General features: G+C 72.1%; 24 protein-coding genes. 19 read left to right on the forward strand and 5 right to left on the reverse strand.

Annotation, left to right across the window (positions count from 1 at the left end; all coding sequences use genetic code 11):
- The first annotated feature begins 29 nt into the window (after positions 1-29).
- Complete coding sequence (locus AB0D01_RS33030) at positions 30-1679, forward strand: allantoin permease (RefSeq protein ID WP_363061802.1); 1650 nt, start codon at positions 30-32, stop codon at positions 1677-1679.
- Between the two features lie 28 nt (positions 1680-1707).
- On the opposite strand, the gene AB0D01_RS33035 is transcribed toward AB0D01_RS33030, so the two are convergent.
- Positions 1708-3348, reverse strand: a complete 1641-nt coding sequence (locus tag AB0D01_RS33035) for an ATP-binding cassette domain-containing protein (protein WP_363061804.1) — start codon at positions 3346-3348, stop codon at positions 1708-1710.
- Between the two features lie 395 nt (positions 3349-3743).
- Between AB0D01_RS33035 and AB0D01_RS33040 the strand changes: the two genes are divergently transcribed.
- The 10 genes from AB0D01_RS33040 to AB0D01_RS33085 all read left to right on the forward strand — a co-directional run bounded on the left by AB0D01_RS33040 (position 3744) and on the right by AB0D01_RS33085 (position 15460).
- Positions 3744-4940, forward strand: a complete 1197-nt coding sequence (locus AB0D01_RS33040) for a hydroxymethylcytosylglucuronate/cytosylglucuronate synthase (protein ID WP_363061806.1) — start codon at positions 3744-3746, stop codon at positions 4938-4940.
- Between the two features lie 132 nt (positions 4941-5072).
- Positions 5073-6062: a cytosylglucuronate decarboxylase gene (gene blsE, locus AB0D01_RS33045; protein WP_363061808.1), complete on the forward strand. Its 990-nt coding sequence runs from the start codon at positions 5073-5075 to the stop codon at positions 6060-6062.
- Positions 6050-6985 carry a CGA synthase-related protein gene (gene blsF, locus AB0D01_RS33050; RefSeq protein WP_363061810.1) on the forward strand — a complete coding sequence of 312 codons (936 nt, stop codon included), beginning with the start codon at positions 6050-6052 and terminating at the stop codon, positions 6983-6985. Before blsE ends, blsF begins: the two co-directional genes overlap by 13 nt.
- 133 nt (positions 6986-7118) lie before the next feature.
- On the forward strand, positions 7119-8285 hold the full coding sequence (gene blsG / locus AB0D01_RS33055; RefSeq protein WP_363061812.1) for an arginine 2,3-aminomutase: 1167 nt from the start codon (positions 7119-7121) through the stop codon (positions 8283-8285).
- Positions 8282-9463 carry a DegT/DnrJ/EryC1/StrS family aminotransferase gene (locus tag AB0D01_RS33060; protein ID WP_363061814.1) on the forward strand — a complete coding sequence of 394 codons (1182 nt, stop codon included), beginning with the start codon at positions 8282-8284 and terminating at the stop codon, positions 9461-9463. Before blsG ends, AB0D01_RS33060 begins: the two co-directional genes overlap by 4 nt.
- Positions 9460-10698 (forward strand): ATP-dependent carboxylate-amine ligase, encoded by a 1239-nt coding sequence (locus AB0D01_RS33065; protein WP_363061816.1) that lies wholly within the window; start codon positions 9460-9462, stop codon positions 10696-10698. Before AB0D01_RS33060 ends, AB0D01_RS33065 begins: the two co-directional genes overlap by 4 nt.
- Positions 10699-10848: 150 nt before the next feature.
- Positions 10849-12078, forward strand: a complete 1230-nt coding sequence (locus tag AB0D01_RS33070) for an MFS transporter (RefSeq protein WP_363061818.1) — start codon at positions 10849-10851, stop codon at positions 12076-12078.
- Between the two features lie 139 nt (positions 12079-12217).
- Positions 12218-14101, forward strand: coding sequence for a hypothetical protein (locus tag AB0D01_RS33075; RefSeq protein ID WP_363061820.1), 1884 nt, complete (start codon positions 12218-12220; stop codon positions 14099-14101).
- Between the two features lie 64 nt (positions 14102-14165).
- Positions 14166-14816 carry a class I SAM-dependent methyltransferase gene (locus AB0D01_RS33080; RefSeq protein WP_363061822.1) on the forward strand — a complete coding sequence of 217 codons (651 nt, stop codon included), beginning with the start codon at positions 14166-14168 and terminating at the stop codon, positions 14814-14816.
- Between the two features lie 77 nt (positions 14817-14893).
- Entirely contained in the window at positions 14894-15460 is a 567-nt protein-coding gene (locus AB0D01_RS33085) for a nucleoside 2-deoxyribosyltransferase (protein WP_363061824.1), read from the forward strand.
- A 176-nt stretch (positions 15461-15636) separates the two neighbouring features.
- On the opposite strand, the gene AB0D01_RS33090 is transcribed toward AB0D01_RS33085, so the two are convergent.
- Positions 15637-15759, reverse strand: a complete 123-nt coding sequence (locus AB0D01_RS33090; RefSeq protein WP_363061826.1) for a hypothetical protein — start codon at positions 15757-15759, stop codon at positions 15637-15639.
- 190 nt (positions 15760-15949) lie between these two features.
- Between AB0D01_RS33090 and AB0D01_RS33095 the strand changes: the two genes are divergently transcribed.
- From AB0D01_RS33095 to AB0D01_RS33110, 4 genes are all read left to right on the forward strand, one after another.
- Positions 15950-16396, forward strand: a complete 447-nt coding sequence (locus AB0D01_RS33095) for an SRPBCC domain-containing protein (RefSeq protein ID WP_363061828.1) — start codon at positions 15950-15952, stop codon at positions 16394-16396.
- On the forward strand, positions 16393-16803 hold the full coding sequence (locus AB0D01_RS33100; protein WP_363061830.1) for a metalloregulator ArsR/SmtB family transcription factor: 411 nt from the start codon (positions 16393-16395) through the stop codon (positions 16801-16803). The genes AB0D01_RS33095 and AB0D01_RS33100 overlap by 4 nt, the downstream gene beginning before the upstream one ends.
- A gap of 2 nt (positions 16804-16805) precedes the next feature.
- On the forward strand, positions 16806-17279 hold the full coding sequence (locus AB0D01_RS33105; RefSeq protein WP_363061832.1) for an SRPBCC family protein: 474 nt from the start codon (positions 16806-16808) through the stop codon (positions 17277-17279).
- Positions 17280-17447: 168 nt separating this feature from the next.
- Positions 17448-18008 carry a hypothetical protein gene (locus tag AB0D01_RS33110; RefSeq protein ID WP_363061834.1) on the forward strand — a complete coding sequence of 187 codons (561 nt, stop codon included), beginning with the start codon at positions 17448-17450 and terminating at the stop codon, positions 18006-18008.
- Positions 18009-18112: 104 nt separating this feature from the next.
- Here AB0D01_RS33110 and AB0D01_RS33115 read toward each other — a convergent pair whose 3' ends face one another.
- Positions 18113-18694 (reverse strand): alpha/beta hydrolase, encoded by a 582-nt coding sequence (locus tag AB0D01_RS33115; protein WP_363061836.1) that lies wholly within the window; start codon positions 18692-18694, stop codon positions 18113-18115.
- Between the two features lie 71 nt (positions 18695-18765).
- Here AB0D01_RS33115 and AB0D01_RS33120 point away from each other — a divergent pair, with 71 nt between their 5' ends.
- Entirely contained in the window at positions 18766-19383 is a 618-nt protein-coding gene (locus AB0D01_RS33120) for a TetR/AcrR family transcriptional regulator (RefSeq protein WP_363061838.1), read from the forward strand.
- A gap of 130 nt (positions 19384-19513) precedes the next feature.
- The gene (locus tag AB0D01_RS33125; RefSeq protein ID WP_363061840.1) at positions 19514-20047 is read left to right on the forward strand and encodes an RICIN domain-containing protein; all 534 of its coding nucleotides are present in this window, start codon (positions 19514-19516) and stop codon (positions 20045-20047) included.
- Between the two features lie 54 nt (positions 20048-20101).
- Here AB0D01_RS33125 and AB0D01_RS33130 read toward each other — a convergent pair whose 3' ends face one another.
- Together AB0D01_RS33130 and AB0D01_RS33135 are read right to left on the reverse strand one after the other, a co-directional pair.
- Positions 20102-20875 carry a glycosyltransferase family 2 protein gene (locus tag AB0D01_RS33130; protein WP_363061842.1) on the reverse strand — a complete coding sequence of 258 codons (774 nt, stop codon included), beginning with the start codon at positions 20873-20875 and terminating at the stop codon, positions 20102-20104.
- 174 nt (positions 20876-21049) lie between these two features.
- A complete protein-coding gene (locus AB0D01_RS33135; RefSeq protein ID WP_363061844.1) occupies positions 21050-22054 on the reverse strand; it encodes a BtrH N-terminal domain-containing protein in 1005 nt (334 codons plus the stop codon).
- A gap of 497 nt (positions 22055-22551) precedes the next feature.
- Between AB0D01_RS33135 and AB0D01_RS33140 the strand changes: the two genes are divergently transcribed.
- Entirely contained in the window at positions 22552-24096 is a 1545-nt protein-coding gene (locus AB0D01_RS33140) for an alanine/glycine:cation symporter family protein (RefSeq protein ID WP_363061846.1), read from the forward strand.
- A gap of 258 nt (positions 24097-24354) precedes the next feature.
- Positions 24355-25659, forward strand: coding sequence for a Na+/H+ antiporter NhaA (gene nhaA / locus AB0D01_RS33145; protein ID WP_363061848.1), 1305 nt, complete (start codon positions 24355-24357; stop codon positions 25657-25659).
- Positions 25660-25918 lie beyond the last annotated feature (259 nt).

Raw genomic sequence — 25918 nt, forward strand, 5'->3', positions numbered from 1 at the left:
CTGTGTACAGGTCACCTGGAGGCGTCGAAGTGAGCACGACGGATTCGCGACGGTCCACGACGGATACGGCTCACGCGGCCGGCGATCAGGCGGTCAAGGAGACGCTGGAGGACTACACCCTGCGTTTCGCACCACGCGCCTACCGGCGCTGGAGCCCCATGGTCGTGGCCACGACGGCACTCGGCGGCATCGCGTACATGGCCGACTTCTCCATCGGCGCCGGCATCGGCCTGGCCCACGGCACCGGCAACGCCCTCCTGGCCATCGCCGTCGCCGCGGTCGTCATCTTCCTGACGGGCTTCCCCCTGGCCTACTACGGTGCCCGCTACAACATCGACCTCGACCTCATCACCCGCGGCTCCGGCTTCGGGTACTACGGGTCGGTCCTGACCAGCGTCATCTTCGCGAGCTTCACCTTCATCTTCTTCGCCCTCGAAGGGTCGATCATGGCGCAGGGCCTGAGGCTCGGCCTCGGGCTGCCGCTGTGGCTGGGGTACGCCGTCTCCACCCTCATCGTGATCCCGCTGGTCGTCTACGGGATGAAGGCGCTCAGCACGCTCCAGGTGTGGACCACGCCGATCTGGTTGCTGCTCATGGTCGGACCGCTCGTCTACCTGGTGGCCCACGACCCCGGGACGGTCGACCGGTTCCTGGCCTATGCCGGCACGGACGGGGACGGAGCCGTGAACACCGCGTCCGTGATGCTCGGGGCGGGGGTGTGCCTGTCGCTGATCGCCCAGATCGGCGAGCAGATCGACTACCTGCGCTTCATGCCGCCCAAGACCGCGGCGAACAAGCGTGCGTGGTGGACCGCCGTGGTCATGGCCGGCCCCGGGTGGGTGGTGCTCGGGGCGCTGAAGCAGGCCATCGGCGTCTTCCTCGCCGTCTACGTCATCGCCGAGGCCGGACCGGCCGCGGCGCCCGAGCCCATCCGGCAGTTCCGGGGGGCGTTCGAGGCGATGATGCCCGCCTGGGCGGTCGTCCCGCTGGCCGTGCTCCTGGTGGTCATCAGCCAGATCAAGATCAACGTGACGAACGCGTACTCCGGCTCGCTCGCCTGGACGAACGCCTTCACCCGCGTCACCCGGCACTACCCCGGCCGCATGGTCTTCGTCCTGGTCAACCTCGCGTTCGCGCTCGCCCTGATGGAAGCGGACATGTTCAGCTTCCTCGGCGGGCTCCTGGGCTTCTACTCGAACTGCGCGATCGCCTGGGTGGTCACCGTCGCCACCGACATCGGCGTCAACAAGTACGTGCTGAGGCTGTCCCCGCTGCGGCCGGAGTTCCGCCGGGGCATGCTGCACGCGGTGAACCCCGTCGGCGTCGTCTCCTTCCTCGCGGCCTCCGGGCTGTCGATCGCCCTGTACTTCGGCCTGTTGGGCGACGGCCTCCAGCCGTACTCACCCGTGGCGGCGGCCGTCATCGCCTTCGTCCTCACCCCCCTGATGGCCGTGGTCACCGGAGGCCGGTACTACCTGCGCCGCGTCGACGACGGCATCGACGAACCCCTGCTGGACGACGAGGGCAATCCGAGCGGTGCGACCTTCGACTGCCACGTCTGCGGGCAGCCCTACGAGCGCCCCGACCTGGCGGCCTGCGTCACCCACGCGTCCGTCGTGTGCTCCCTGTGCCTGAGCACCGACAAGACCGGCGAACACGTCCTGCCGGCCGACGCGTAGGCGGCCCGCCGGGCCCGGTGCCCGGTGGTCAGGCGCGCAGGCGGTCCACCCGTCCCTCGTCCCACACCGGTTCGTCCGTCTCCACGACCCGGCCGTCCTCCCGAAAGGCCAGGAACCGGCTGAACACCCGGGCGAACCAACGGTCGTGGGTGACGGCCACCACCGTGCCGGTGAAGCCGGCCAGGGCCTGCTCCAGGGCCTCGGCCGAGATCAGGTCGAGGTTGTCGGTCGGTTCGTCCAGCAACAGCAGTGTGGCACCGGCGAGTTCCAACAGCAGCACCTGGAACCTGGCCTGTTGGCCTCCCGACAGGGTCTCGAAGTTCTGCCGACCCGCGCCCGCCAGACCGTAGCGACTCAGGGCCGACATGGCGCCCTGGAGGTCCAGCCCGGGGCGGTCGCCCTCGCCGGCGCCGAGGATGTCGGCGGGGGTCCGGCCGGCCCACTCCGGGTGCCGGTGCGTCTGGGCGAACAGTCCGGGTCGCACGCGTGCGCCCAGCCGGCACGCGCCGGTGTGGGCGACGGTCGGGGCCGTCTCCTTGGAGGCCTCGTCGAGCAGGCGCAGGAAGTGGCTCTTGCCGGATCCGTTGGAACCGAGCACGCACACCCGGTCGCCGAAGAACACCTCCAGATCGAACGGCCGCATCAGGCCGGTCAGTTCGAGGTTCTCGCAGGTGATCGCGCGCACGCCGGTCCGACCGCCGCGCAGGTCCGGCGCCACCCGTTGGCGGCGCGGCGGCGCGGGTGGCGGCCCGACCGCCTCGAACTTCGCCAGTCTCGTCTGCGCCGCGTGGTACCGCGAGGCCATCTCGTCACTGATGGAGGACTGCTGACGCAGGGTCCGGACCAGTTCCTTGAGCTGGTCGTGCTTCTCGCTCCAGCGCTGGCGCAGCTCCGCCGCCCGCTGCCAACGGGCCTCGCGGGCCTCGGCCCAGGTGGCGAACCCTCCGCCGTGGGTCCACGCCGTGCCACCCTCCAGGGTCACGACCTGCCCGGCCGTGCGGCTCAGCACCTCACGGTCGTGGGTGATCAGCAGCACGCCCTGTCGGGTCTGGGCGAGCTGCTCCTCCAGCCAGCGCTTGCCCGGAACGTCCAGGTAGTTGTCGGGCTCGTCCAGCAGCAGCAGTTCGGCCGGGCCCCGGAGCAGGGCCTCCAGGACGAGCCGCTTCTGCTCTCCGCCGGAGAGCGTGTTCACCTCGCGGAACTGGGCGACCTGGAACGGGACGCCCAGCGCGGCGACCGTCACCGTGTCCCACAGCACCTCGTGGTCGTACCCGCCCGCCTCGCCCCAGTCGACCAGCGCCTGGGCGTAGCGGACCTGCGTGCGCTCGTCCTCGGCCTCCATCATGGCGAGTTCGGCCGCGTCAAGGGCGGCGGCGGCCGTCCGCAGGCGCGGCGGAGCGACACTGAGCAGGAGGTCCCGGACGGTGCGGTCGTCGCGCAGGCTGCCGATGAACTGCGGCATGACGGCGACCGCGCCCTGACTGCGGAACGAACCCCGCTGCGCCGGGATCTCGCCGGAGAGGGTGCGCAGGAGCGTGGTCTTCCCCGCCCCGTTGTCGCCGATGAGTGCGACCGTCTGGCCCGCCGGGACCCGGAACGAGACGTCGCGGAAGAGTTCGCGGCCGTCGGGCAGCAGGTGACCGAGGGAGGCCGCTTCGAGGTAGCCCATGGGGCGAGATGCTAGCGGTCGGGTCCCGCGGAGGCGATTCCTTTTTCGGCGACCGATCGAGGAATTCCCTATTGTGTGACGGTTCCTCAATCATGCTTCTCCGAGTGCCGTTTATTCGACTGATCGGGCTATTCACTCGCCGGTTTCGATGCGGCCACATTTCCTTGCACCATGCACCGGGATGCGCCAGGGTTGATTCCGAAAGGGCTTCGGGGAGAGACCACGCGATCTCACCCCGGGCGGTTTCGCGCCTGTGTGCACGCGGATACGTGTGCCTGTGCGGCGCCCGTCCCCCGTTCCCGGCGCGCCATCCCCCTCCTTGGAAATGCGAGAGCCAGCCGATGCCGTCCCGTTCCGCCACGCACTCCGCGACCTCCGCCTCACCATCCGCCCCCATGACCGTCGCGCTCGTCGGGGCGGAATTCGGCTGGGGAAGTTCGGGGAAACTCAGCGCGGTGCTCTCCGCGTTACGGGATCGGCCGACGCCTCCCCTGCGATTCGTCGGAATGGCGTCGGGGCTGGGCCGGCCGCTGCTCGCCGAGCACGCGGTGGACGGTTGGTACGACCTGCCGCGCGATCCCGGCCGATCGAACGCCCGGGTCGAGGAGTTCGTGCGGACGCAGGGGGTGCGGGCGGCCCTGGTGGTCTTGGACGGGGCCGCGGCGAAGGCGCTGTCGGACGCCGGAGTGCCCACCGTCTTCGTCGACAGCCTGCCCTTCCTGTGGTCCGAAGGGGACCGGGCCTCGCTGCCGCTGGACGCGACCGTGTACTGCGCCCAGAAGAGCGTCGAGCTGCCGCCCGAATGCCGCGGCGTCCTGGCCGACGCACGGGGGTTGCGCTGGGTCGAGGCGGTCATCGCCCGGCCCGGCGCCTCGGGGCCGGGCCGGGGAGCCCGCCGGACCGCCGGACCGTACCGCAGGGCGCTCATCAGTCTGGGGGGTCTACGGGCCCCCGGCCTGGCCGATCCGGACCACTACCCGCGCCTGGTCCTCCCGGCCGCCCTGGAGGCCCTCGCCGCCCACGGGGTCGAAGAGGTGCACATCGCCGGCAACCTGCCCGCCGACCTGGTCGGCGGCCTCGTCGACGCGTCCACCGCCCCGGTCCGGACGACCGCCGGCCCGTTGGGACACGGCGCGTTCCTGGAACGGCTGGACGCCTGCGACGTGCTGCTCGCCTCGCCCGGCCTGACCACCCTGCTGGAAGCGGGCGGCCTGGGGGTCCCCACCGTCTGCCTGCCGCCGCAGAACCTCAGCCAGATCTTCAACGGCCGCTACCACAGCAAGGCGCTCGGGGCACGGTTGCGGGTGCTGTGGCCCAAGAACGTACTCGTCGAGGACGAGGTGCTGGCGCTGCGCTCGAAGGGCGAGGACCACGCACTGGAGCGGATCTACGGCGCCATCGGTTCGGCCGCGCGGGGGGACGACCGGCAGGACGTCGGCCGCGCCCTGCGCGACGGAGTGCTGGACGCGCTGCGCGGCTGCGCCGACGTGGCCGCCTGGGACGCCCTGGCCACCACCGTGGGCACCCGGGGCGCCGCCCAGGTGGCCGACGCCCTGCTCGAAGTCCTGGGCACCGCCGCCCCGACGTCCTGAACCCGTCCGGGCCGCGCGTCGCGCCCTGCACGCCCTGCGCCGCGCCGCGCTACGCACCCGCCGCCGCGCCGCCCGCGACCGTCCCGCCCCCGTCCCCACCCGTCCGTGAGTCGCCTGGAAGGTCACCACCCCGTGCGCACGCGCGATCGCTACCTCTTCATCAGGATCCTGGAAGCCTGCAACGCCGACTGCTTCATGTGCGAGTTCGCCCTCTCGCGCGACACCTACCGATTCTCCCGCGAGGACTTCACCGACCTGCTGCCCAAGGCCCGGGACGCCGGGGTGGGCTACGTACGCTTCACGGGGGGCGAACCCCTGATGCACCCCGACGTGGTGGAACTGGTCCGCGCGGGCACGGCCGCCGGGATGAGGATGTCGCTCATCACCAACGGCGCGCTGCTGCCCCGGATGGCGGCGCCCCTGGCCGAGGCCGGCCTGGCCCAGGTGATCGTCAGCCTGGACGGGCCGTCGGGCGCCACCCACGACGTCTACCGACGGACCCCCGGGCTCTTCGACAACGGACTGCGCGGCCTGCGCGAGGCCGCCGCGCTCGGTGTCCTCCCGAGGGTGAACACCGTGGTGGGGCCCCACAACTACACCGGGATGCCACGCCTCCAGGAGGTACTCACGCAGGCGGGGGTCCGCCAGTGGGAGCTGTCCGCGCTCAAGCTCGACCGCACGATCACCTACCCCGACGCCGACCACGTGCGCGCCGTCTGCGATCCGCTCTACGAGGCCGACCCCGCGGCCCTGCTCGTCCCGATGGGGAAGCGCTTCTACGGGGACACCCCTCGCGAACAGGAGCGGTACTTCACCGAATCCGTCACCCCGCGCGCCGCCGAACCGCTGTGCCACGTCGCCGACGACGTCATCTACGTGGACGGCAAGTACGGGCGGGCGTACGCGTGCAGCTGCATCCCGCACCGTGAAGGCGACGACGGGCCCGGTGGCGCGCCGCTTCGCGAGCAGGGGGTGATCCGGCTGGACACCCCGGTCTTCCGGACCCACGCCGACTACTTCCGCGCGCACGGACCCGAGGTCTGCGGCGGGTGTTCCACCACCGCCGCCGGATACAGCGACGACGTGGCACGGCTCGGGGCGGTGGGACCGTGGCACTACTGAACCCGGCCCCGGCCGGCCCGCCCGCGGCGGACGGCGACGCCTCCCCCGACCGGCGGGTGCTGCTCAGCGCCGCCGAGGACCGGTTGGACTCGGTCCTCGCCCTGGCCCGGGTGGCCGCCCACCTCGGGGACCTGCGCCGGATCGACTGGTCCGCGCTCGATCCCCCGCCGGCGGCGGCGCTGGTCTGCGACGACGTGGCCGCCACGGAGCGACTCCTGGAGCTGGGGGTGCCGGTGGTGCACCTGGACTCGGGGCATCCCCAGACGACCGCCGGCGGCGTGGCGCCGGGTCGGGCGCTCGTACGGGTGCACCGGCCCGGGTGGCTGGCGCCGTCGGGGCCGACCGTCCGGGGCGTCCGCCCGACCGGGGTCCTCGCGCCACGGCGCACCGGGCGGAGCCGGAGCCGCTCGGGGGCCCTCGTGATGCTGTCCCTGTGGGGCGTCCCCGAGGCCGAGGCGGACGGCTACGTCCGCGGGGCCCTGCCGGAGCTGGTCCGCGCCGCGCTGGAGCGGACCGGGGGCTGCACGGTGGTCGTCGACACCGGGCTCGCCCGCGTGCGGGCCGCCCTGACGGAGCGGCCGGAGGCCCGGGTGCTGCGGGCCGCCGACGCCGACCCGGACGCGCTGCACGCCGGCGCCGCCGTGTTCCTCGCCTCGCCCACGCTCGGGCCGATCGCGCTGGCACAGGCACGTCGGGCCCCGCTGGCCCTCCTTGCGCCGCTGGGCACCGCCCAACGGGAACTGGCCCGGCGCGTCGACCAGGTCCTGCCGTTGCCGTCGGCCGTCGATCCCCACGATCCGGGGCTGTGGGCTCCCGGGGCGGCGACCGGACCGTGGCACCTGCTCGACCCGGCCCTGGACGACCTGCGCGGCGCGCAGCGGGTCGCCCGTACGCTCCGCCAGCTCGCGCTCGCGCCCCTGTGAGGCCCTCCCGGGACCGGCTCCCGGCCGCCCGCCGCTCTTCGTCAGCCCGCCGCCGCGGCCCCATCGGTCGCGGCCACACCGCCCAAGTCGTCGTCCCCGTCGTCCACGTCGTCCGCGTCGTGCAGGAGCCGCCATGTCCGAAACCCTCCGCGAACCCGCGACCCCCGTCCAGCCCGAACTGATCCGTCCCAGGATCCCGGAGACCGACTGGGACGACTGGCGCTGGCACATGCGCCGGCGCATCACCACCGTCGAGAAGGCCCGGCGGTGGATCAACCTCAGCCCCGACGAGGAGCGGGCCATCGCCGGGGTGGCCGGCAAGTACCGCTGGAGCGTCACCCCGTACTACGCGTCCCTGATGGACCCGGACGACCCCACCTGTCCGGTGCGCCTGCAGGCGGTGCCGGCGCTCGGCGAGCTGATGGAGTTCCCCGGGGCCGAGGTCGACCCGGTCGGGGACACCTACTACCGCAAGACCAATCGGGTCGTGCACAAGTACCCGGACCGCGTGATCATGTTGATCACCGAGGCCTGCCCCGTCTACTGCCGCCACTGCACGCGCAAGTTCCACACGACCGACGTCGACGGCACCTACTTCCGTGACGACGAGGGCGGTTCCTTCGACGAGGACCTGCGCTACATCGCCGACCACCCCGAGATCCGGGACGTCCTGCTGACCGGTGGCGATCCCCTCTCCTACCAGGACGGGAAGCTGGAGGAGATCATCGCCGGTCTGCGGGCGATCCCCAGCGTCGAGATCATCCGCATCGGCAGCCGGTTCCCCGTGCTGCTGCCGCAGAGGATCACCGAGGACCTCTGCTCCATGCTCTCCCGCTACCACCCGGTCTGGCTGAACACCCATTTCAACCACCCCAAGGAGATCACCCCGCAGGCCGCGGCGGCCGTGGACCGCCTGCTGCGGCACGGCATCCCGGTCGGGAACCAGACGGTGCTGCTGCGCGGGATCAACGACGACGTCGCCGTCATGCGCACCCTGATGACCGAGCTGCTGCGGATCCGGGTCCGGCCGTACTACCTGTACCACTGCGACAACGTCACCGGGGTCTCGCACTTCATGACGACGGTGGAGAAGGGCTGGGAGATCATGGACGGCCTCCAGGGCCACATCACCGGGTTCGGCGTCCCCCAGTACGTCCTGACCACCCGGATCGGCAAGATCCCGATCGCGCGGCCCTCCTTCACCCCCACCCCCGACGGCCTGCTGCTGCGCAACCACCGAGGCGAGGAAATGGTCGTCGGCGGGTGCGCGCAGCCGATCACGGAAGCGGACACGCGATGAGCACACTCGACAAGCGGCTCGGGCAGCGCTTCCTGCCGTACGGAGCGAACTACCTCGACTGGTCCGACATGTCGGAGCTGGAGGAGGTGATCGGACACCGGGTCCTGTTCCGCTACCAGACCGAGACCGAGAGCATGGCCTCCCGCCTGGAGCGGACCGTGGCCCGTCGGCTCGGCGCGGACCACGCGCTGGCCGTGCACAACTGCACGGAGGCGCTGAGGCTGGCCCTGATCTCCACCCGCCCGGCGATCGGCGACCCGGTGTACGTCCCGGCCGTGACGTTCGTCGCGGTGGCCGGCGCGGTCCTGTCCTGCGGGCTGATCCCGGTCCTGGTGGACGCCGACGACTCGCTCTCCATGGACCCGTCGCTGCTGCCGCCGGACGCGGCCCGTGTGATCACGGCCCACATGGAGGGCACCGTCGCGCCCCTGCCTCCGGGCGTGCCCTACCTGATCGAGGACTGCGCGCAGTCCCTCGGCGCGCGCTTCCCCGACGGCCGGCACGTCGGGACGGCCGGCTACGCCGGGACCTTCAGCTTCCACCACAACAAGGTCCTGACCTCGGGCGAGGGCGGGCTGGTGGTGACCGGGTCGGACGAGGCCTGGGCGACCATGCGCCGCTACCACGACCACGGCTCCGCGCGGGTGCCCGGCCGCTACCCGACCTGGGACGAGGACGCCCACTTCGGGGAGAACTTCGTCACCAGCGAGCAGGTCGCGGCCGTCCAGTGCCAGCAGTTCCGCCACCTCGACGAGCTGCTCGCCGGACTGGAGCGGATGTACGCGATCGCCCTGGCCGAACTGCCCGCGCGCGCCGACCTGGAGGCCCTGCCCCGGGCTGCCGGGGACGTCAAGGTCAGCCTGCGCTTCCGGTGCGAGAGCAAGGAGCTGCGGGACCGCGCCGTGGCCGCGCTCACCGAGGCCGGCATCGCCAACTGGACGCTGGGGAAGTACCTGCTGCCCGACCATCCGGTGCTCACCGGCCGCCGTTCGCTCTACCGCGACGGCTTCCCCTGGAACCACGCCCCGCAGGGTCCCCTGGCCCTCAGCCGCGACGGCTTCGCCCGTACGCGGGACCTGCTGGACCGCACGCTGTGCCTGCCGCTCTCCCCGGAGCTCCCGCAGGAGGAGCAGGCGCTCGCGGCGAAGGCCGTCCGTCAGGTCCTGGAGGCGGTGTGAGCGACGCCGAGGTGCTGTTGATGGTGGACGACCGGCCGTCGTCCTTCACCCGCTACGCGGCCCGGGAGTCGGCCGGTCGGCTGGTGCTGCTGCGGTTCGAGGTCACACGGGCCGACCTGCCGGAGGGCTACCTGCGGGAGACGGCGCACCTGCCCGCCTTCTGGGTGCGCGAGGACGCTGCGCCGGAAGCGGAGGCCGGGCGGTACCGGGAGTGGGCGGCCGGGTTGCCGGTGGCGCCGTCCCGGTTCTGCAACCCCTCGGAGCCGCGGCAGGCCGCGGCCCAGCGGTTCGCGCGGCTCGCCGGCCTGCCACACCTGACCGAGCGGCAGGTGGCCCTGGTCCGGGACAAGGCCGCGATGAAGGCCTGCTTCCGGGAACTGGGCCTGCGGACTGCGGAGTTCGAGCGCGTGCGGTCGGGCGCCGCGATCGGGCGATTCGCCGCCCGGCACGGTTGGCCGGTGGTGCTCAAGCCGGTGGACTCGTTCGCCTGCGTGGACACCCACCGGCTCGACGGTCCGGACGACCTCGCCGGGATCGACCTCTCGGCGCGGGACTGGATGGTGGAGGCGTACCTCGGCGGCACGGAGTGGGAGGCCTGCGCGCTCGTGGTCGGTGGGGAGGTCCTCGACGCGTGGCCGAGCGCCATGCCCTGCCGTCCGCTGGACATCGTCGACGGCGCGATGAACGCCAACATCAGCGTCGCCACCGGGGAGGGTCCACCGGTGGACCTGCGGGCTCTGGTCCAACGCATCGTCACGGGCATGGGCATCGACCACGGCTACGCCCACATGGAGTTCTTCCTGATCGACGGTGAGGTGTGCGTCGGCGAGATCGGGATGCGGCTCGCCGGCTGCGAGATCCCCGCGAACCACGGCCACGCCTACGGTTTCGACGTGTTCGGCGCCACCCTTTCGGTCTACCTCGGCCGACGGCCCGACCTCCGTTACGGCGACCGCCGCTGCGCGGGCGACCTGCTGCTGCCGCTGCCCCGGTCCGGGACGATCCGGCGGATCACCTCGCGGGAGGAGCTGTTGGGGATGCCGGGGGTCATCGACGCGGTGCTCAAGGTCCGCGCCGGTGACACCGTGGCGGCCCGACGGGCCTCGCACAACGCCTCGGGGTACGCCCATGTCGTGGGAGCCTCGGTCGGGGAGGTGGAGAGCCGCATGCGCGAGGTGCTCGCCCGATTCACGATCGAGGTGGCGGCGCGGGAGCCCGCCGTCCTCCTCGCCTGACCCGGCCCCGCCCGACCCGCCCGGCTCAGCCCGATCCGCCCTCGCCTGCCCCGTCCCCGTCGGACCGCCGTCCGAGCCGCCCCGCCGCGCCGGCGGTCCGGCACCCGATCCCGGCCGCACCGCGCGGTCGCCCGAAACGGAGTGCGTCACGTGACCCGCAGCCTGCCCCGCCGCTTCCTCGACCTGCTCACGCGCCCCCGGGTGGCCGGAGCGGCCTGGTGGAGCGTCGTCTCCAGGCTGCCGGTCTACCTGATGTCGCTGGCCCTCGTCCTGACCGTCCGCGAACAGGGCGGCAGTTACGCCCAGGCCGGCCTCGTCGCGGCGCTCTACACACTCGGCATGGCCCTCGGCAGCCCGCTGATCGCGCGCCGCCTCGACCGCAACGGCCGCGCCACGGTGCTGACCGCGACCGCGATCGCCTACCCGGTGGCCCTCGCCGTCCTGGTCTGGGGAACCCGTCCGGGCGGCTGGGCCCAGCCGGTGGCGGCGGTCGCGGCGGGGGTGGTGCTGCCGCCCGCGAACGCCTGCATGCGCTCGCTGTGGGCACGGCTGCCGCTGCGGGAGGAGGAACGCGAGACGGCCTACCTCTGGGAGGCGCTGCTCACCGAGATGCTGGTGATCGGCGCGCCGTTGATGCTGGCGGCGCTGATGCTGGTGGGCCCGGCGGGCCTGGCCCTGACGGTGATCGCGGTCGTGGGCGGCGTGGGCACCCTGGGGCTGGCGTACACCCGGCTGCCCGCCGGCACCGAAGCGGCCCCGGAGGCCGCCCGGCGGGGGCCGCGCCACCCGCTGGGCCCGCTGCGGGAGCCGGCCATGCTGGCGCTGACCGGCATCATGGCCCTGTCCGCCGTGCCCATCGGGCTGCTGACCCTGGCCATCCCGGCGTTCGTCGACCGGCACGGGGCGGCGGGCGGGGCGGGCCTGGTGTACGCCTGCTGGGGTGTCGGCAGCGCGCTGGGGGCCGTCTGGCTCGGCCGGTCCCAGTCCGAGGTCGCCCCCCAGGTGCGCCTGGGCCGACTCCTGCTGGCCTACGCCGTCGGCACGGGTCTGACGTTGCTCGCGGGCTCCCAGATCGGCCTGGCCGTGGCGCTCGCGGTGGGCAGCGTACCGATCGCGCTGGTGTCCGCCACCGAGATGAGCCTGGTGAGCGGCATCGCCGAAGGGCGGTCCATGGCGGAGGCGTTCACGTGGGCGTCCCTGGCCACCGTGCTGGGCGACGCGTTGGGCCAACAGGCCGGCGGGCTGCTGATGGATCCGTTCGGGCCGCGGGCCGTGTTCGCGGTGGCCACCGGGACCGCCCTGGCCGCCGCCGTGCTGGCCTTCGCCTGCCGCGGGCTGCTGGGGCGGCGGGCGGCACCGGCCCTGAAGTGCGCGGCATGACGGCCGGGCCCGGCCCGCCGGCCCGAGGATCCGCGGGCGCGCCGCCCGTACCGGCGTACGGCCGCTCCCCGTCCCTCCCGCCCCACCCGCTCCTCCCGTACCCCGCGCCCCCGGCGCCGACGACCCGAGGTGGTCCACCATGAACGCCCCGCTCACCGAACAGCGAACCGACGGTCCGGCCGGGCCGGGCTCCTTGTTCCGCCCCGTCGACCTTCATGAACTCGCCTCGGCGGTACGGGAGTTCCTCGCCTCCCCCGGGCTCCTGCCGGTGCCGGTGGCGACCGGGGACCGCGCCGATCTGACGGAGAGCGTCGAGCTGGCCGGTCGGCTCTACGGCGGCCTGCGGCGCCCGCACCCGCTGGACGTCGGGGTTATCCTCGGCGCGGCGCACCTGCCGGACGGGCTCTCGGAGCTGGCCCGTCCGTTCGCCCGGAGGTGGGTGGTCGAGGAGGAGCTGGCGGACCTCGCGTCGTTCCGGGCCCGGCACGAGGGCTCGCTGCTGGTCATCGGCCGCTACGACCGACTCACCCTCACGCCCGTCCGGGACCTGCTGATGGCGACCTATCGGGGACCGCGACACGGCCTGACGCTGCTGAGCGGCCGCGACGACGCCTCCGTCTGCTGGAACGTCGCCAAGCAGTACGCGGAGCCCGCCCTCGACGTCGACGCGCTCGGGCTGTTCACCGACACGGACCGGCCGCCGCGGCTGCCGGGAGTCCAGGTCTTCGACGACCGCGACTTCGAACGCGCGGACATCCAGGCGGAGATCCTCGGCACCCGGTGGCGGCGGGTGGGCTTCCAGGGCCACGGCAAGGACGACAGCGTCAACCTCGGCGAGTTCACCATCTGCGGGCTGAACGCGTCCGCCCCGGCCTCCCCCGGGCTGCTCGGCCCGCGCTGCGCGTACGGGCTGCCCTGCTACAAGCCGGAGGACAAGCTGGTCCCGCTGAACCGGGTGGGGGCCGTGGAGCTGGTGCTCAGCGCCTGCAACAGCGGCCCGCTCGCGGATCTCGCCCTGTACGACCCGAAGTACCAGCTGTTGCTGAACGCGCTCGACGGCCCGGCCCGTACGGTGGTCTCGGCCGTGTCCGTGCACGACTCCGACCGGCCGGAGAACGTCGCCTGGATGCACGGCGCCCTGGCCGGCGCGGACTCGGTCGACACCCTCAACGCCAGTCTGGCGGGCTCGCACCCGTACCCGGCGTTCATGCGCTTCGGGCTGCCGGGAGCCCCCGAGGACACGCCCGCGCCCCCCGCGCCCTCGGACCACCGCCCCGACCCGCTGCTGCTGACCGTGGGCGCCCGACTCACCGCCTACCTCGCCTCGGACCTGCTTCCGCACCACCACGCGTTGCGACCGCGGCTGACCAAACTGGCCCGCAAGGTCGACCTCTGGGTGGCCAGGCCCACGCACCTCGCCGACCAGTCGCCCGACCAGATCACGGCCTCGCTCACGGCGGACCTGCAGTCCCTCGACCACGTGATCGCCGAGCAGGTGGCCGCCGATCCCGAGACCGAGCTGATGAACTACCCGGCGCACTTCGGCGACCGCAGTCGCCTGGACCCGGACGTCCGGGAGGTCACCTGCCACTGTGGCCGGCCCGCGCAGGAGTTCATCCGGCGGGGCCTGCTCCCCCACGTCCTGGACACCACCTGCGCCGTCTGCATGCGGTGCGGCGACGTCACCTTCCGGATCCCGGACGCCCCCGCGCTGCTCGCCCACGCCGCCGACGAGGTCGGCCAGGGCGGGGTGCTGGAGGTGCGGGCCACGGTCACCGCGGCCCGGTCCGGGCCGGTGCGGCTGGGCCTGTTCGTCCCGAGCTACCTGCGCGAGGACGCGACCGTGGAGCCCGCGACCACCCGGCTCCGGCTCACCGGCGGGCGGGCCGAGGACGTCGCCTTCCGGGTGCGCTTCGCCCCCGACACCGCGCCCCAGGCGTACTACTTCACCGTGTTCGCCGTACAGGACCTCGCCGTCTCCACGGCCCGGCGCCACTTCGGCGTCGTGCCCCGAACCGCCTGACCGCCCCCAGCCCCACACACCCACGCACCCCCACACCCCCCACACCCCCCACAGGGAGAAGTTCATGGAGAGCCAGCACGTCGTCGAGCGGAGCACCGCTCCCCAGGACAGGCCGGTGATCGAACTGATCGAGCAGAACGGCGAAGTCACCCTCAGCATCGGCGGCGAGCAGGCCATGCAGGCCTGGGAGCGGGACCTGATGTGGGCGAGCGCCGACATGCTGTGCGCGTACGGCAAGGACTTCTACGAGGTCGGACTCGGGCTCGGCCTGTCCGCGCTGCGCATCGCCGGCAACCCCGCGACCCGCAGCCACACGGTGCTGGAACTCTTCGACGAGGTCGAGGACCTGTTCCGGGAGCGGCACCCCCGGCTGCCCGACAACCTCACGATCGAGCGCGGCGACTTCTTCGAGCGGATCTTCGAGCTTCCGTCGGAGAGCGTCGACGGAATGTTCTTCGACCCCGCGCTGGACATGGAGGTCTGGACGGACGACGCGCTGTGGGCCAGGACCATGCCCGAGGTCGTCCGGGTCCTGCGCCCCGGCGGGGTCTTCATCCCGTTCTTCAGCACGAAGCCGGAGCTGCGCCGGCAGTACCTGCCGCACTTCCGCCGGATCCGGGTCGAGCGGCACCCCTTCGTCGCGTACGACACGACGGAGTACACGCACGGCGGCACGGCCGGCGACGCGTTCATCCAGTGCTTCCTGAAGGACTGAGCCACTCGCCCGGTCCGCCCGCCCCGCCCCCACCCACCCGATATCGCGCACCGGCGCTCCTCCCGGAGGTACCTCCCATGTCCACCACACCGCCCCTCGACTCCGCGAACGCCCCCGGCACCCGCCCCGACCCGGGCATCCGGTCGGTCTTCCTCGCGGGTCCGTTCATCCAGCTGCTGGACCCCGAGACCGGGGAGATGTCGGCCGGGGCGCGGGCCCCGTTCGACGTCCTGATCAAGCACTTCGAGGCGCAGGGCCTCTCCGTGCACAACGCCCACCGCCGCGAGGCGTGGGGGGCGGAGCTGATGCGGCCGGAGCAGTGCACCAAGCTCGACCAGGACGAGATCCGCAAGGCCGACGTCTTCGTGGCCCTGCCCGGCCACCCGGCCTCCCCGGGCACCCACATCGAGATCGGGTGGGCCAGCGCCTTCGACAAGCCGATCGTCCTCCTGCTGGAGCGCGACAGGGAGTACACCTTCCTGGTGCAGGGCCTGCACACGGTCGCGTCGGTGGAGTACGTGGTCCACACGGACATCGCCACCTGCCTGCCGGCGGTCGACCGGGCGGTGGAACTGGCGGTCCTGCGCAATCGGGAGGGCAGCGGCCGTCACCAGCGGTCGGGCGCGGAGCAAGACCGGCAGTAGAGCGATCGACGGCCGGTCGACCGGCCGGTCGACATCCTCAACACCCGGGGGGGCATCGCCACGGCCATCGCGCCCCCTGTCGGACAACGGCCGCCGGATCACCACGCGGAACATCGAGGTGTCCGGCGGTTCGCGTCAGGCCGCGGATCCGGCCTCCTCCCCGGGCCGGGTCGGGCTCAGGGAGCGGGGACGGGGCCGCCGGGGCGGAACCGCTCGACCCCGACGATGTGCCGCACCTTGACGGGGCGCACGATCACGGCGACCCGAGCGCGGACCGCCGCGTCGAATGTCGAGGTCATCTCGCGACACTACCCACCGGGCAGGGGGCGAACCTGCCGTTCGCGCCAACCGGGACGTCCGGTCGCGCCGGTGTCACCTCCGGCGGGAGTGCTCTGCCGAGGGAGCCCTTACGCAACTTTCAGGTTGCACTTGATGCCGTGTAGTGCAACCCTGGAGTTGCACCACACGCCGCAGGAAGGGACACACACCGTGAACGAGGACCGGATCGAACGAGACATCGTGATCGAGGCCTCGCCGGAGCGGGTCTGGTCGCTGGTGGCCGAGCCCGGCTTCTGGGTGGCCGACCAGGCCGGCCCGCCGCGCGCCGCGGTCGGGGAGGGCGAGGAGGTCGTGGTGGAGAACCCGGAGTACGGCGACTTCCCGGTGCGCGTGGAGAAGGCCGAGCCGCCCACCTATCTCGCGTACCGCTGGGCCAGCGCCTTCCCGGGAGCACCGCTGCGCGAGGACAACAGCACCCTCGTGGAGTTCTTCCTCGCCCCTGAGGGTGAAGGGACGCGCCTGCGCGTGGTCGAGAGCGGGTTCGCGGCCCTGGCCGGCCCGCAGGCGCTGCGGAACAAGGCCGTCGAGGACAACACCGGCGGCTGGCGTCAGGAACTCGACGCGCTCAGGACGCGGGCCGAGCGGTCCTCCGCGTGAGCGACGAACCCCGCATCGACACAGGGGCGGTCGACACCGTCCTGACGGCTCTGGCCGATCCGACGCGACGCCGACTGCTCGAACTCCTCGCGGCCGAGGACGGGGCCACCGCGACGACGCTCGCCCGCGGGCTTCCCGTATCGCGTCAGGCCGTCGTCAAGCACCTCGGTGTCCTGGACGCCGCAGGGTTGGTGGCCTCCGACCGGGTCGGGCGCGAGGTGCGCTACACGGTGCGGCCCGCGGCGCTCGACGCGACGGCCCGGTGGATGGCCGCGCTCGCCGCCGACTGGGACCGACGTCTGGCGCGCGTCAAACGCCTGGCCGAGGCCGCGGAACGGGAGGATCGGACAGAACGCGAGGAACCGACCGGGGCGCCTGCGCGAGGGCGTTCCCACGAAGGAGCATGATCATGACCACCGAGAACGGACACCCCGCGCGACCCCCCGCCGCGTACGCCTGCATGATGGTCCGCAGACCGGCCGCGCAGGTGTTCGACGCCTTCGCCGATCCGACCGTCACCTCCCGGTTCTGGTACAGCGGGAGCAGCGGACCCATGGTCGCGGGAGCCGAGCTGCGCTGGGAATGGGAGACCTACGGGGCGTCGGCCGACGTCCGCGTCCTGGAGGTGCGGGAAGGGGCGCTGATCCGCTTCGAGTGGGGCAACTACGAGCAGCCGACCACGGTCGAGCTGAAGTTCACCCCGCGGACGGACCGGACCACCTTCGTCGAGATCACCGAGACCGGCTTCCGGGGCACGGCCGACGACACCCTCCGCTGGGTGAACGACACGGTCGGCGGGTTCACCACCACCCTGTGTGCGATGAAGGCGCTCCTCGAACACGACATCGAACTCAACGCCGTCCCCGACCACCACCCGGCCTGACCACCACCCCACCACCACCGGTGCCGCGCCGCGGGGAACAGGTTTTGACGACGCCCGTACGACGGCCCGGGGCAGCAGGGACAGGAACCGTCAAAATGCCGTCGGTACCGCGTCAGCGGTTCGTCAGGACCACCGGGGGCAGGCCCGTCCGCTCCTACTGTCGGTCCCATGGGACGACGAATCACTCACCCCTCGACGCGTGCCGTGACCGGCGCCACGGGACCTTTCGGAGACATCGCGCGGGACGCGGAGTGGGCCGGTGAACGGCGATCGGCGGTCGGAGCCGCCGTCCTGCTCTTCGCCGCCCTCGTCGGACTGGACGCCGCCGCCGGCCGCCTCGACCCGGCCGGCGGCGCCCTGTGGGCCGGACTGGCCGTCCTGGTGCTCGTGATCCTGCTGCCCCCGCGCGTCTCCACGGGGCCCGGAGTGCTGAGCTCGCGCGGGCTGTTCACGGAGCACGCCGTGCGCACCGACGCGCTCGTCTCGGTCCGCTGGTCCGACGGGGTGTCCCAGCGGATGGTCCTCCGGGACGCGGACGGGAACCGGGTCGAGATCGACCCGAAGGTCCTCGTCCGCAACCCCGCCATGTGGCACCACCTCGACGCCGACGCCCAGACCTCCATCCGGCGGGGCACCCTCCTGTGCGGGGCGACGGCCATGCGCCAGTTGGCCAGGCGGATCGACGGCGAGACCGCCCACACCGTCTTCAAGGTCTCCGGACTCGGCTGACGCCGGTGGGAGCGGACGGTCCCGCCCGTCCGCCGCCACCGGTCGCGGCGGCCGCGATGCCGGGGGCCTGTGGGCTCCCCGCCGTCAGGACGTTCGGGCCGCGCTCAGCCCGCCAGCAGTTCGGTGACCAGACGAACGGCCTCCGGCACCTCGACGTGGTCGTCCGGGGTCGCTCCGAAGTGGCCTCCGGTCGGGGTGACCACGGCGGTGGCACCGAGGCCCTGGACGAACAGCCGGACGTGGGCCGTCGGGTCGGGCTGGTTGACCGGGTCGTCCAGGGCCTGCAGGACCCGGAAGCCGCGGGCCGCCCGGCGGATGCGGGCCCAGTCGAAACCGCCCTCGAAGAACTCGGCGAGCTCGTCGTAGCCGACCTCGTGGGCGGAGGCCGCGACGAGCAGCACTCCCGCGAACACCCCGTCGGACTCGGGGTCGTGCTGTTCGAGGAAGCGCAGCACGTTGACCGCGCCGATGCTGTGGCCGACCAGCACGGTGGAGCCGGCCGGCCCGGCGGCCCGTACGGCCTCCGCGTACGTCTTGCGCCAGGGCTCCGGTCGCGGCGCGGTGGTCTGCGGCAGTCGGGGCACGGTGACCCGGTGTCCGGCGGCCCCCAGCCGGTCGGTCAGGTACGGGAACCAGACGCTGTCGTCACTCGCTCCGTAGCCGTGCGACACGACGATCTCGCTCATGAGCCATCCCCCTAATCAAAACGATGCGTAGCGTTTCGATAAAACCTTAGCACGCTGCTACCGTGACGGGCGTGCCCAACGGAAATGCCCCCAGCCGCCGCACCGGCGGGCGGGTGCGCAGTCAGGACGCCCACGACGCGATCCTGGCGGCCGCCCTCGAACTCGTGGAAGAACTCGGCTACCGAGCCGTGACCATCGAACGGATCGCGACCCGCGCCGACGTCGCCAAGAGCACGATCTACCGCTGGTGGAAGTCGAAGCCGGCCCTCGTCATGGACGCGTACCGCACGGCCGTCGAGCAGCGGATGCCGCAACCCGACACCGGCTCGCTCGCCTCCGACCTGACCGTCTTCGTCACCGCCCTCTACGAGGTCGGCGCGCACCCGGTCCGGATCCGGACCCTGCGCGGGCTGATGGCCGAGGCCCAGTTGGACCCGGCCTTCGCGACCCAGTTCCAGGAATGGGTGGAGAGTCGACGGGCCAGGGTCGCGGCGATCCTGCTCCGAGGCCGGGAACGCGGCGAACTCGCTTCCGGCATCGATCTGGACGCCGCCACCGACCACGTCTTCGGCCTGTTCTGGTACCGCCTCCTGGTCGGCCACCGGCCGCTCGACCCCGCCGATGCCCCCGGCCAGCTCGCCCAACTGCTCGACGGTCTACGCCCCCGACCGTCGGGCGACGGCCACTGACCTCCAGGGTTCCCCGGGTGGGCGGGGGCTTTCGGCCGCGGTCGCGAACGTCCGGTAGTGCTCTGTGCGCCGGACGCGGCCGGACACTAACGTCGGGGAACCGACCAGTGCGATCACCGGAGTTCCCCGTATGAACGTTCCCTCGCGACTCGGCTCGATCCTGGGAGCCGCCGCTTCCGCGCTGGTGTTGTGCGCCGGGTCGGCCACCGCGCACGACGGGCCCGCGGCCTCCTCCGCCGGAGCCACGACGCAGCCCGTCCCGGTCTCCACGATCACCAGCCTCAGCCCGGAGGCCGCCGGCAAGTGCCTGGACGTCTACGACTGGGGCAGGGGGCCGTGGATCCAGATGTGGGAATGCCATGGCGGCGACAACCAGTCCTGGAGCCTCGACTGGAACGCCACCAGCGGGGGCTGGAACATCCGCAGCGACGCCAGTGGACTCTGCGTCGACGGTTTCCGGGGCCACGGGGAGCAGCTCATCCAGAACCCCTGCGGGGAAGGCCTCGGGCAGGCGTGGAAGATCGACCCCCTCCCGGGCCCGACCCGGCTCGAAAACGTCGCCTTCCCCGGCCAGTGCGCGGACATCTACAACTGGGGCCGCGGCTCGGTGGTCATGCTCTGGGACTGCGGGAGCCAACCCAACCAGTACTGGCTGTTCAACTGACCGGCCCCCTGACCGACCCGCCGGCCCCGGCCGTACCCGAGCCGTCGGTCGGACTCAGATGCGGGAGTTGCGCAGCGACTGCCACACCGCGCCGGCGAGGGCTCGCGTCGACCGGGGTACCGACAGGTGCTCGTGCTCGCGGTAGAGGTTCCAGTTGTACTGGACGAGCGAGAGCTTGTTGGAGGACAGCGATCCCGCCTGGTGGGCCCGGTAGACGGCCAGGGGCTCCGTCAGGCCGCGGGCGTCGGCACCGTCCCGCATGATCGACAGCCACAGCGCGTAGTCCTGACGCTTGCGCATCTCCGGCATCAGCCGCGTGCCCAGGACGTTGCGGTCGTACATGGCGGTGAGAGCTCCGATGTGGTCCCGGACCAGCATCGCGCGGTAGTCCACGTGCTCGCGCGCGCGGATCACCCGCCCGTTGGGGACCCATTCGGTGCTCTCGCCGTCGTGGTCGGCGTCCATCTTGAAGTACGACGTGAAGGTCAACGGCGCGCTGCCCTCGGCGGCGAAGGCGAGCTGCTTGGCGGTCTTCTCCGGGAGCCACATGTCGTCGCTGTCGAGGAAGGCGACGTAGTCCCCGCGGGCCCGCTCGATCGCGCGGTTGCGGGCCCGTCCGGCGCCGCCCTGTTCGGGTGCCCGCTCGGGCCGGACGCGCTCGTCCCGCTTCGCGAAGTCGCTCAGCATGTCCATGGAGCTGTCGGAGGACCGGTCGTCGGTGACGAGCAGCTCCACGTCGGCGTGCGTCTGGGTGAGCACCGAACGGACGGCCGCCCCGAGAGTCGCTTCCGAGTTGTAGACGGGCATCACGACGGACACCAAAGGCACAGTGCTTCTCCTTGCCGGACCAGGAACGATGGTCCATTCAAGCACCGCGACGGAGCAGGGGCCGCCACGGGTACCGTTGCCGCAGGTCAGGGCTGCGCAGCAGCCGTCTCTTCGGAGGAGCGGCGGGCGATCTCCTCGCCCGCTTCGGCGCGGCCTCAAGGAGGACGAGGTGGACTACCTCCGCATCGCCTCCACGGCCTGCCGCTCCAGTTCCAGGCAGCGGTCCACGTGCTCGGCACACGCGTCGAAGGTCTCCCGTCGTTCCTCGACGGAGGCCCGCGCGTCGGTATCCCTGGCGAGGGCCGCGAGAGCCGACCAGTGCCGCGCGGACTCCCTGAAGAGCGTGGCGGCCTCCGCGTGTCCGGCGAGGTCGAGGAAGTCGGCGTACAGCGGCCGCGTGGCGCCCGGTGCGGTCCACTCCTCCTCCAGGCAGGCGTACAGTCGCCCGGTGCCGGTGCGGAGCGCGTCGGCGGAGCCGCCGAACCGGCGCTCCCAGCCCGTCTTGGTCGTGCTGTCGCGCAGTTGCGCGGCGAGCTTCTCCATCCCGGTGAAGCCGAAGTTCACGTCGAACTTGTTCCCCAGAACCGGTCCGGTGAGGTGCGTGACGGTGCCGGCGAGCGCCGCCGCGACGTCGGGTTCGCCCTCGGCCGGCCCGGTGGGCACGATGAGCTGGTGGCGGCCCTTGCGGTGGGCGGTCCAGGCGGCGCCGAACTCCTCGCGGTCGATCCGGTGGGGGGTCTGTGCGCCGTCCTCGATCAGGAGGTCCTCGCCGTCGTACCCGGCGATGACGACGGTGTACGGGTCGGTGCCCGTCATCTCGGCGTCCGGGTCGGCCATGTGCCAGGGCAGCGAGGAACGATCGACGACGCAGAAGGCGGGCCGCCCTTCGTCGAGCGCCGCCCGAACCCTGCCCCAACGGGGCTTCATCGCGCGCGTGGCCTCGTACGGAATCCGCAGGCGGCGGAGTGCGACCTGTACCCACGGCTCGGGATGGGCCTGGGCCACGATCGTGACCATCGGGAGCCGGCCCGCGTACTCGAACACGAAGTACATGAAGCCGATTCCCCCCGCCAGCCCCGCGACGAGCTCCTCGTCGTGGACGCTGCCCAGGGCGTGCCGGATCAGGGAGGCCTCACGGTGGCGTCCGGTGCCGAAGTCTTCGTAAACGAGCGTGGTCATGCGGCCACCCTAACGAGTGCATGCTCGGGGGGCGCAGGCCATGTCGGGCGGCCGGGTCCGTGTACGCGTCCTCGCCCACGCGGTGTTTCGACAAGCGCGGCCGGCGGCGGCCCGGACCATGCCGAGCGCGCTCGGTCGTTCGCTCAGGGGAACCTCAGATCCGAATAACGATCCGGTCACCAGACCTGGGCAAATGCCGCAAAAGATCAGCTGACGTGACGGGCATCACTAAAGGAAACGTAAAGAGCGTGCTAGGAATACGCAACTCCGCTCCGGCCCACCCCTCGCCGGAGGACCGGGAGTGGCGGCCGGCACCAGGTCGCGGCACCACCTGCAGCACATGTTCCACCTGCACGACCAAGGCGCCCTTCCCCGATCCGTGTCCGCGGACCGGCGGCGCCACGGGTCGCCGATCGGACAACGGCGTTCGCTCTCAGCCCGCCTTCACACACCGGCCCTCCGCACGGGACCGGTCTGCGCCATCGAGGTATTGCCACATGTCACTCGACTCCTTCACGAACTCCGTCGACGAGGCCGTCAGCGGATTCTTCGAGCCCATCGCCAAATGGCTCGGCGACGTCGTCTTCTACTCCGTGCCCGTCAACGGCACCGAGCTCCCGCTGATCGTCGCCTGGCTGGTCGTCGCCGGCCTGGTCTTCTCGGCCTGGTTCGGACTGGTCCAGATACGCAAGTTCCGGCTCGCGGTCAAGGTGGTGCAGGGCAAGTACGACGAGAAGGGCTCGACCGGTGAGGTCAACCACTTCCAGGCGCTGACCGCCGCCGTCTCCGGCACCGTGGGCCTCGGCAACATCGCCGGTGTCGCCGTCGCCGTCTCCATCGGCGGCCCCGGAGCGACGTTCTGGATGATCCTCTGCGGCCTGCTGGGCATGGCCACGAAGTTCGTCGAGGTCACCCTCGGCGTGAAGTACCGCGAGGTCCACGCCGACGGCACCGTCTCCGGCGGCCCCATGCACTACCTGCCCAAGGGCCTCACCGAGCGCTTCGGCGCCCGCGGCAAGACCCTCGGCAAGGTCCTCGCCGTCCTCGCCTCCGCGTTCATCCTCTTCTTCGGCGTCTTCGGCGGCAACCTCTTCCAGGTCAACCAGTCCTACGCCCAGCTGGTCTCCGTCACCGGCGGCGAGGACGGCATGATGGGCTCCTCGGCCGGCGCGCTGTTCTTCGGCATCCTGATCGCCGCCCTCGTCGGCATCGTCCTCCTCGGCGGCATCCGCTCCATCGCCTCGGTCACCAGCAAGCTGGTCCCCGCCATGGCCGGCATCTACATCGCCGCCTGCCTGGTCGTCATCGCCGTCAACGTCACCGCCGTCCCGACCGCCGTCTCCAGCATCATCGAAGGCGCCTTCAACCCGCAGGGCGTCGCCGGCGGTGTCCTCGGCGCGCTGATCATCGGCTTCAAGCGGGCCGCGTTCTCCAACGAGGCCGGCCTCGGCTCCGCCCCGATCGCGCACTCCGCGGTCAAGACCAAGCACCCCGCCAGCGAGGGCCTGGTCGCCCTGCTGGAGCCCTTCATCGACACCGTCGTCATCTGCACCATCACCGCGCTGACCATCGTCATCGCCAACCCGGCCAGCTACGTCGAGCTCCGCAACGGCGGCGACTCCATCGGCGGCGTCACCATCACCTCCGACGCCTTCGCCACCGTCCTGCCCTGGTTCCCCTACATCCTCACCATCGCCGTGATGCTCTTCGCCATCTCCACGGTGCTGACCTGGGGCTACTACTGCATGAAGGCCTGGACCCACCTGTTCGGCCGCAGCAAGGCAAGCCGGCTCACGTTCAACATCATGTACACCCTGTTCGCGGTCGCCGGCTCCCTGCTGACCCTGCAGACCCTGATCGACATGGCCGACGCGGTGCTCTTCATGCTCGCCGTCATCAACATCATCGGCCTGTACCTGCTGGCCCCGGTGGTCAAGCGGGAGCTGAACAACTTCCTCGACTTCGTCCGCCGCCGCGACGCCGGCCTCGACACGGACACGGACGAGGACGAAGACCAGGAGCCGGTGAAGACCACCGTCTGACCGTCCCCCGGCGGCCCGGCTCCTCGCAGCGGGCCCGTGTGCACCTCGCGCCTTGGTGCCCACGGGCCCGCTGCCCCTTGTTCCCGCACGTCAAAGCCCCCCTGGCCACATCCCCGCCCTCCCGATAGGGTGTAAAGAACGCGTCAAGAACCTCCCCGTCACATCAAGGGAGTGGGCGCGGGGTGTGCCGGGAAGTCTGGTCGGCGTCCTGGGGGCCGTGTGCCCACTTTCAGCCGACGCCCCGGAGGTACCCCTGTCATGACCGCTGCCCCGCCCCCACAGCGCTCCCCCTTCCTCGGCCTCCTCCCCTGGCCCGAACGCCGCGCCATCGCCGCGGCGCTGCGTACCGAGACCATCGGCGGCCTGGTGCTGCTCGGCGCCGCGGTCGTCGCCCTGATCTGGGCCAACAGCCCGCTCGGCGACGTGTACCGGCAGATACGCGACTTCCACTTCGGGATACCCGCCCTCGGACTCGACCTCTCCGTCGGACACTGGACCGCCGACGGCCTCCTCGCCGTCTTCTTCCTCGTCGCGGGCATCGAACTCAAACGCGAACTCGTCGTCGGCGAACTCCGCACTCCCGCCACGGCCGCGCTGCCCGTCGTGGCCGCGCTGTGCGGCATGGCCGTTCCCGCCGCCCTGTACGCGCTCACCGCCGGCCTCGGGGGCGGCAGCCTCGACGGCTGGGCCGTTCCCATGGCCACCGACATCGCCTTCGCCCTCGCGGTGCTGGCCGTCATCTCCACCCACCTGCCGTCGGCGCTGCGCGCCTTCCTCCTCACCCTCGCCGTCGTCGACGACCTCGGCGCCATCCTCATCATCGCGATCTTCTTCACCGGCGACCTGAACTTCTGGGCCCTCGGCGGCGCCTTCGCCGGCCTCGCCGCCTTCTACGCCCTCCAGCGCTTCCGCGTACGCGGTTGGTGGTGGTACGTCCCCCTCGGCATCGCGACCTGGGCGCTGATGTACAACAGCGGCGTGCACGCCACCGTCGCCGGCGTCGCCATGGGCCTCATCCTGCGCACCACCCTCGACAAGGGCGAGGAAACCTCCCCCGGCGCGCGCGTCTCCCACCTGGTCCACCCGCTCTCGGCAGGTGTGGCGGTCCCCCTCTTCGCGCTGTTCGCCGCCGGGGTCACCGTCTCCGGCTCCGCGATGGCCGACGTGTTCACACGGCCCGAGCCGCTGGGCGTCGTGGTCGGCCTGGTCGCCGGCAAGATCCTCGGTGTCTTCGGGGGCACCTACCTGGCCGCCCGCTACACACGTGCCCGTCTCAATCCCGACCTCGCCTGGGCCGATGTCTTCGGCCTCGCGGTCCTCGCGGGCATCGGCTTCACCGTCGCCCTGCTCGTCGGAGAACTCGCCTTCCCCGGCCAGGCGATCACCGAGCAGATCAAGGCCTCCGTCCTCATCGGCTCCGTCCTCGCCGCCGTCCTCGCCGCCGTCCTCCTGCGACGTCGCAACAAGGTGTACAAGCGGCTCTACGAGGAGGAGACGGTCGACGCCGACGCCGACGGCATCCCCGACATCTACCAGCGGCGTGAAATCGCGGCGAAGCGCTGACGGGACCCGCCGGGTCAGCCCTGACCGTCGTCGTCCCCGTCGACCTCCTCCGGGGCCGGCGGCTCGGTTCAGGGCTGTCACGGGCCGGGCGGCCGGTCCCTGCTTCGGGTGGACCCGGTGCGCGCCCGAACCGCGGGGTCGAAAGGAATTCGGCGGCTCGTCGCGAGTTTTCGTTATGCCCGAGCGTCTCGCCCCGTCTTCAGCGGTGAGGGCGTCGGTCCGGCGCCCTCACCGCAACCCGCCCGCGGCACGTGTGCCG

It is taken from the genome of Streptomyces sp. NPDC048606, assembly GCF_040650855.1.
Classification (GTDB): domain Bacteria; phylum Actinomycetota; class Actinomycetes; order Streptomycetales; family Streptomycetaceae; genus Streptomyces.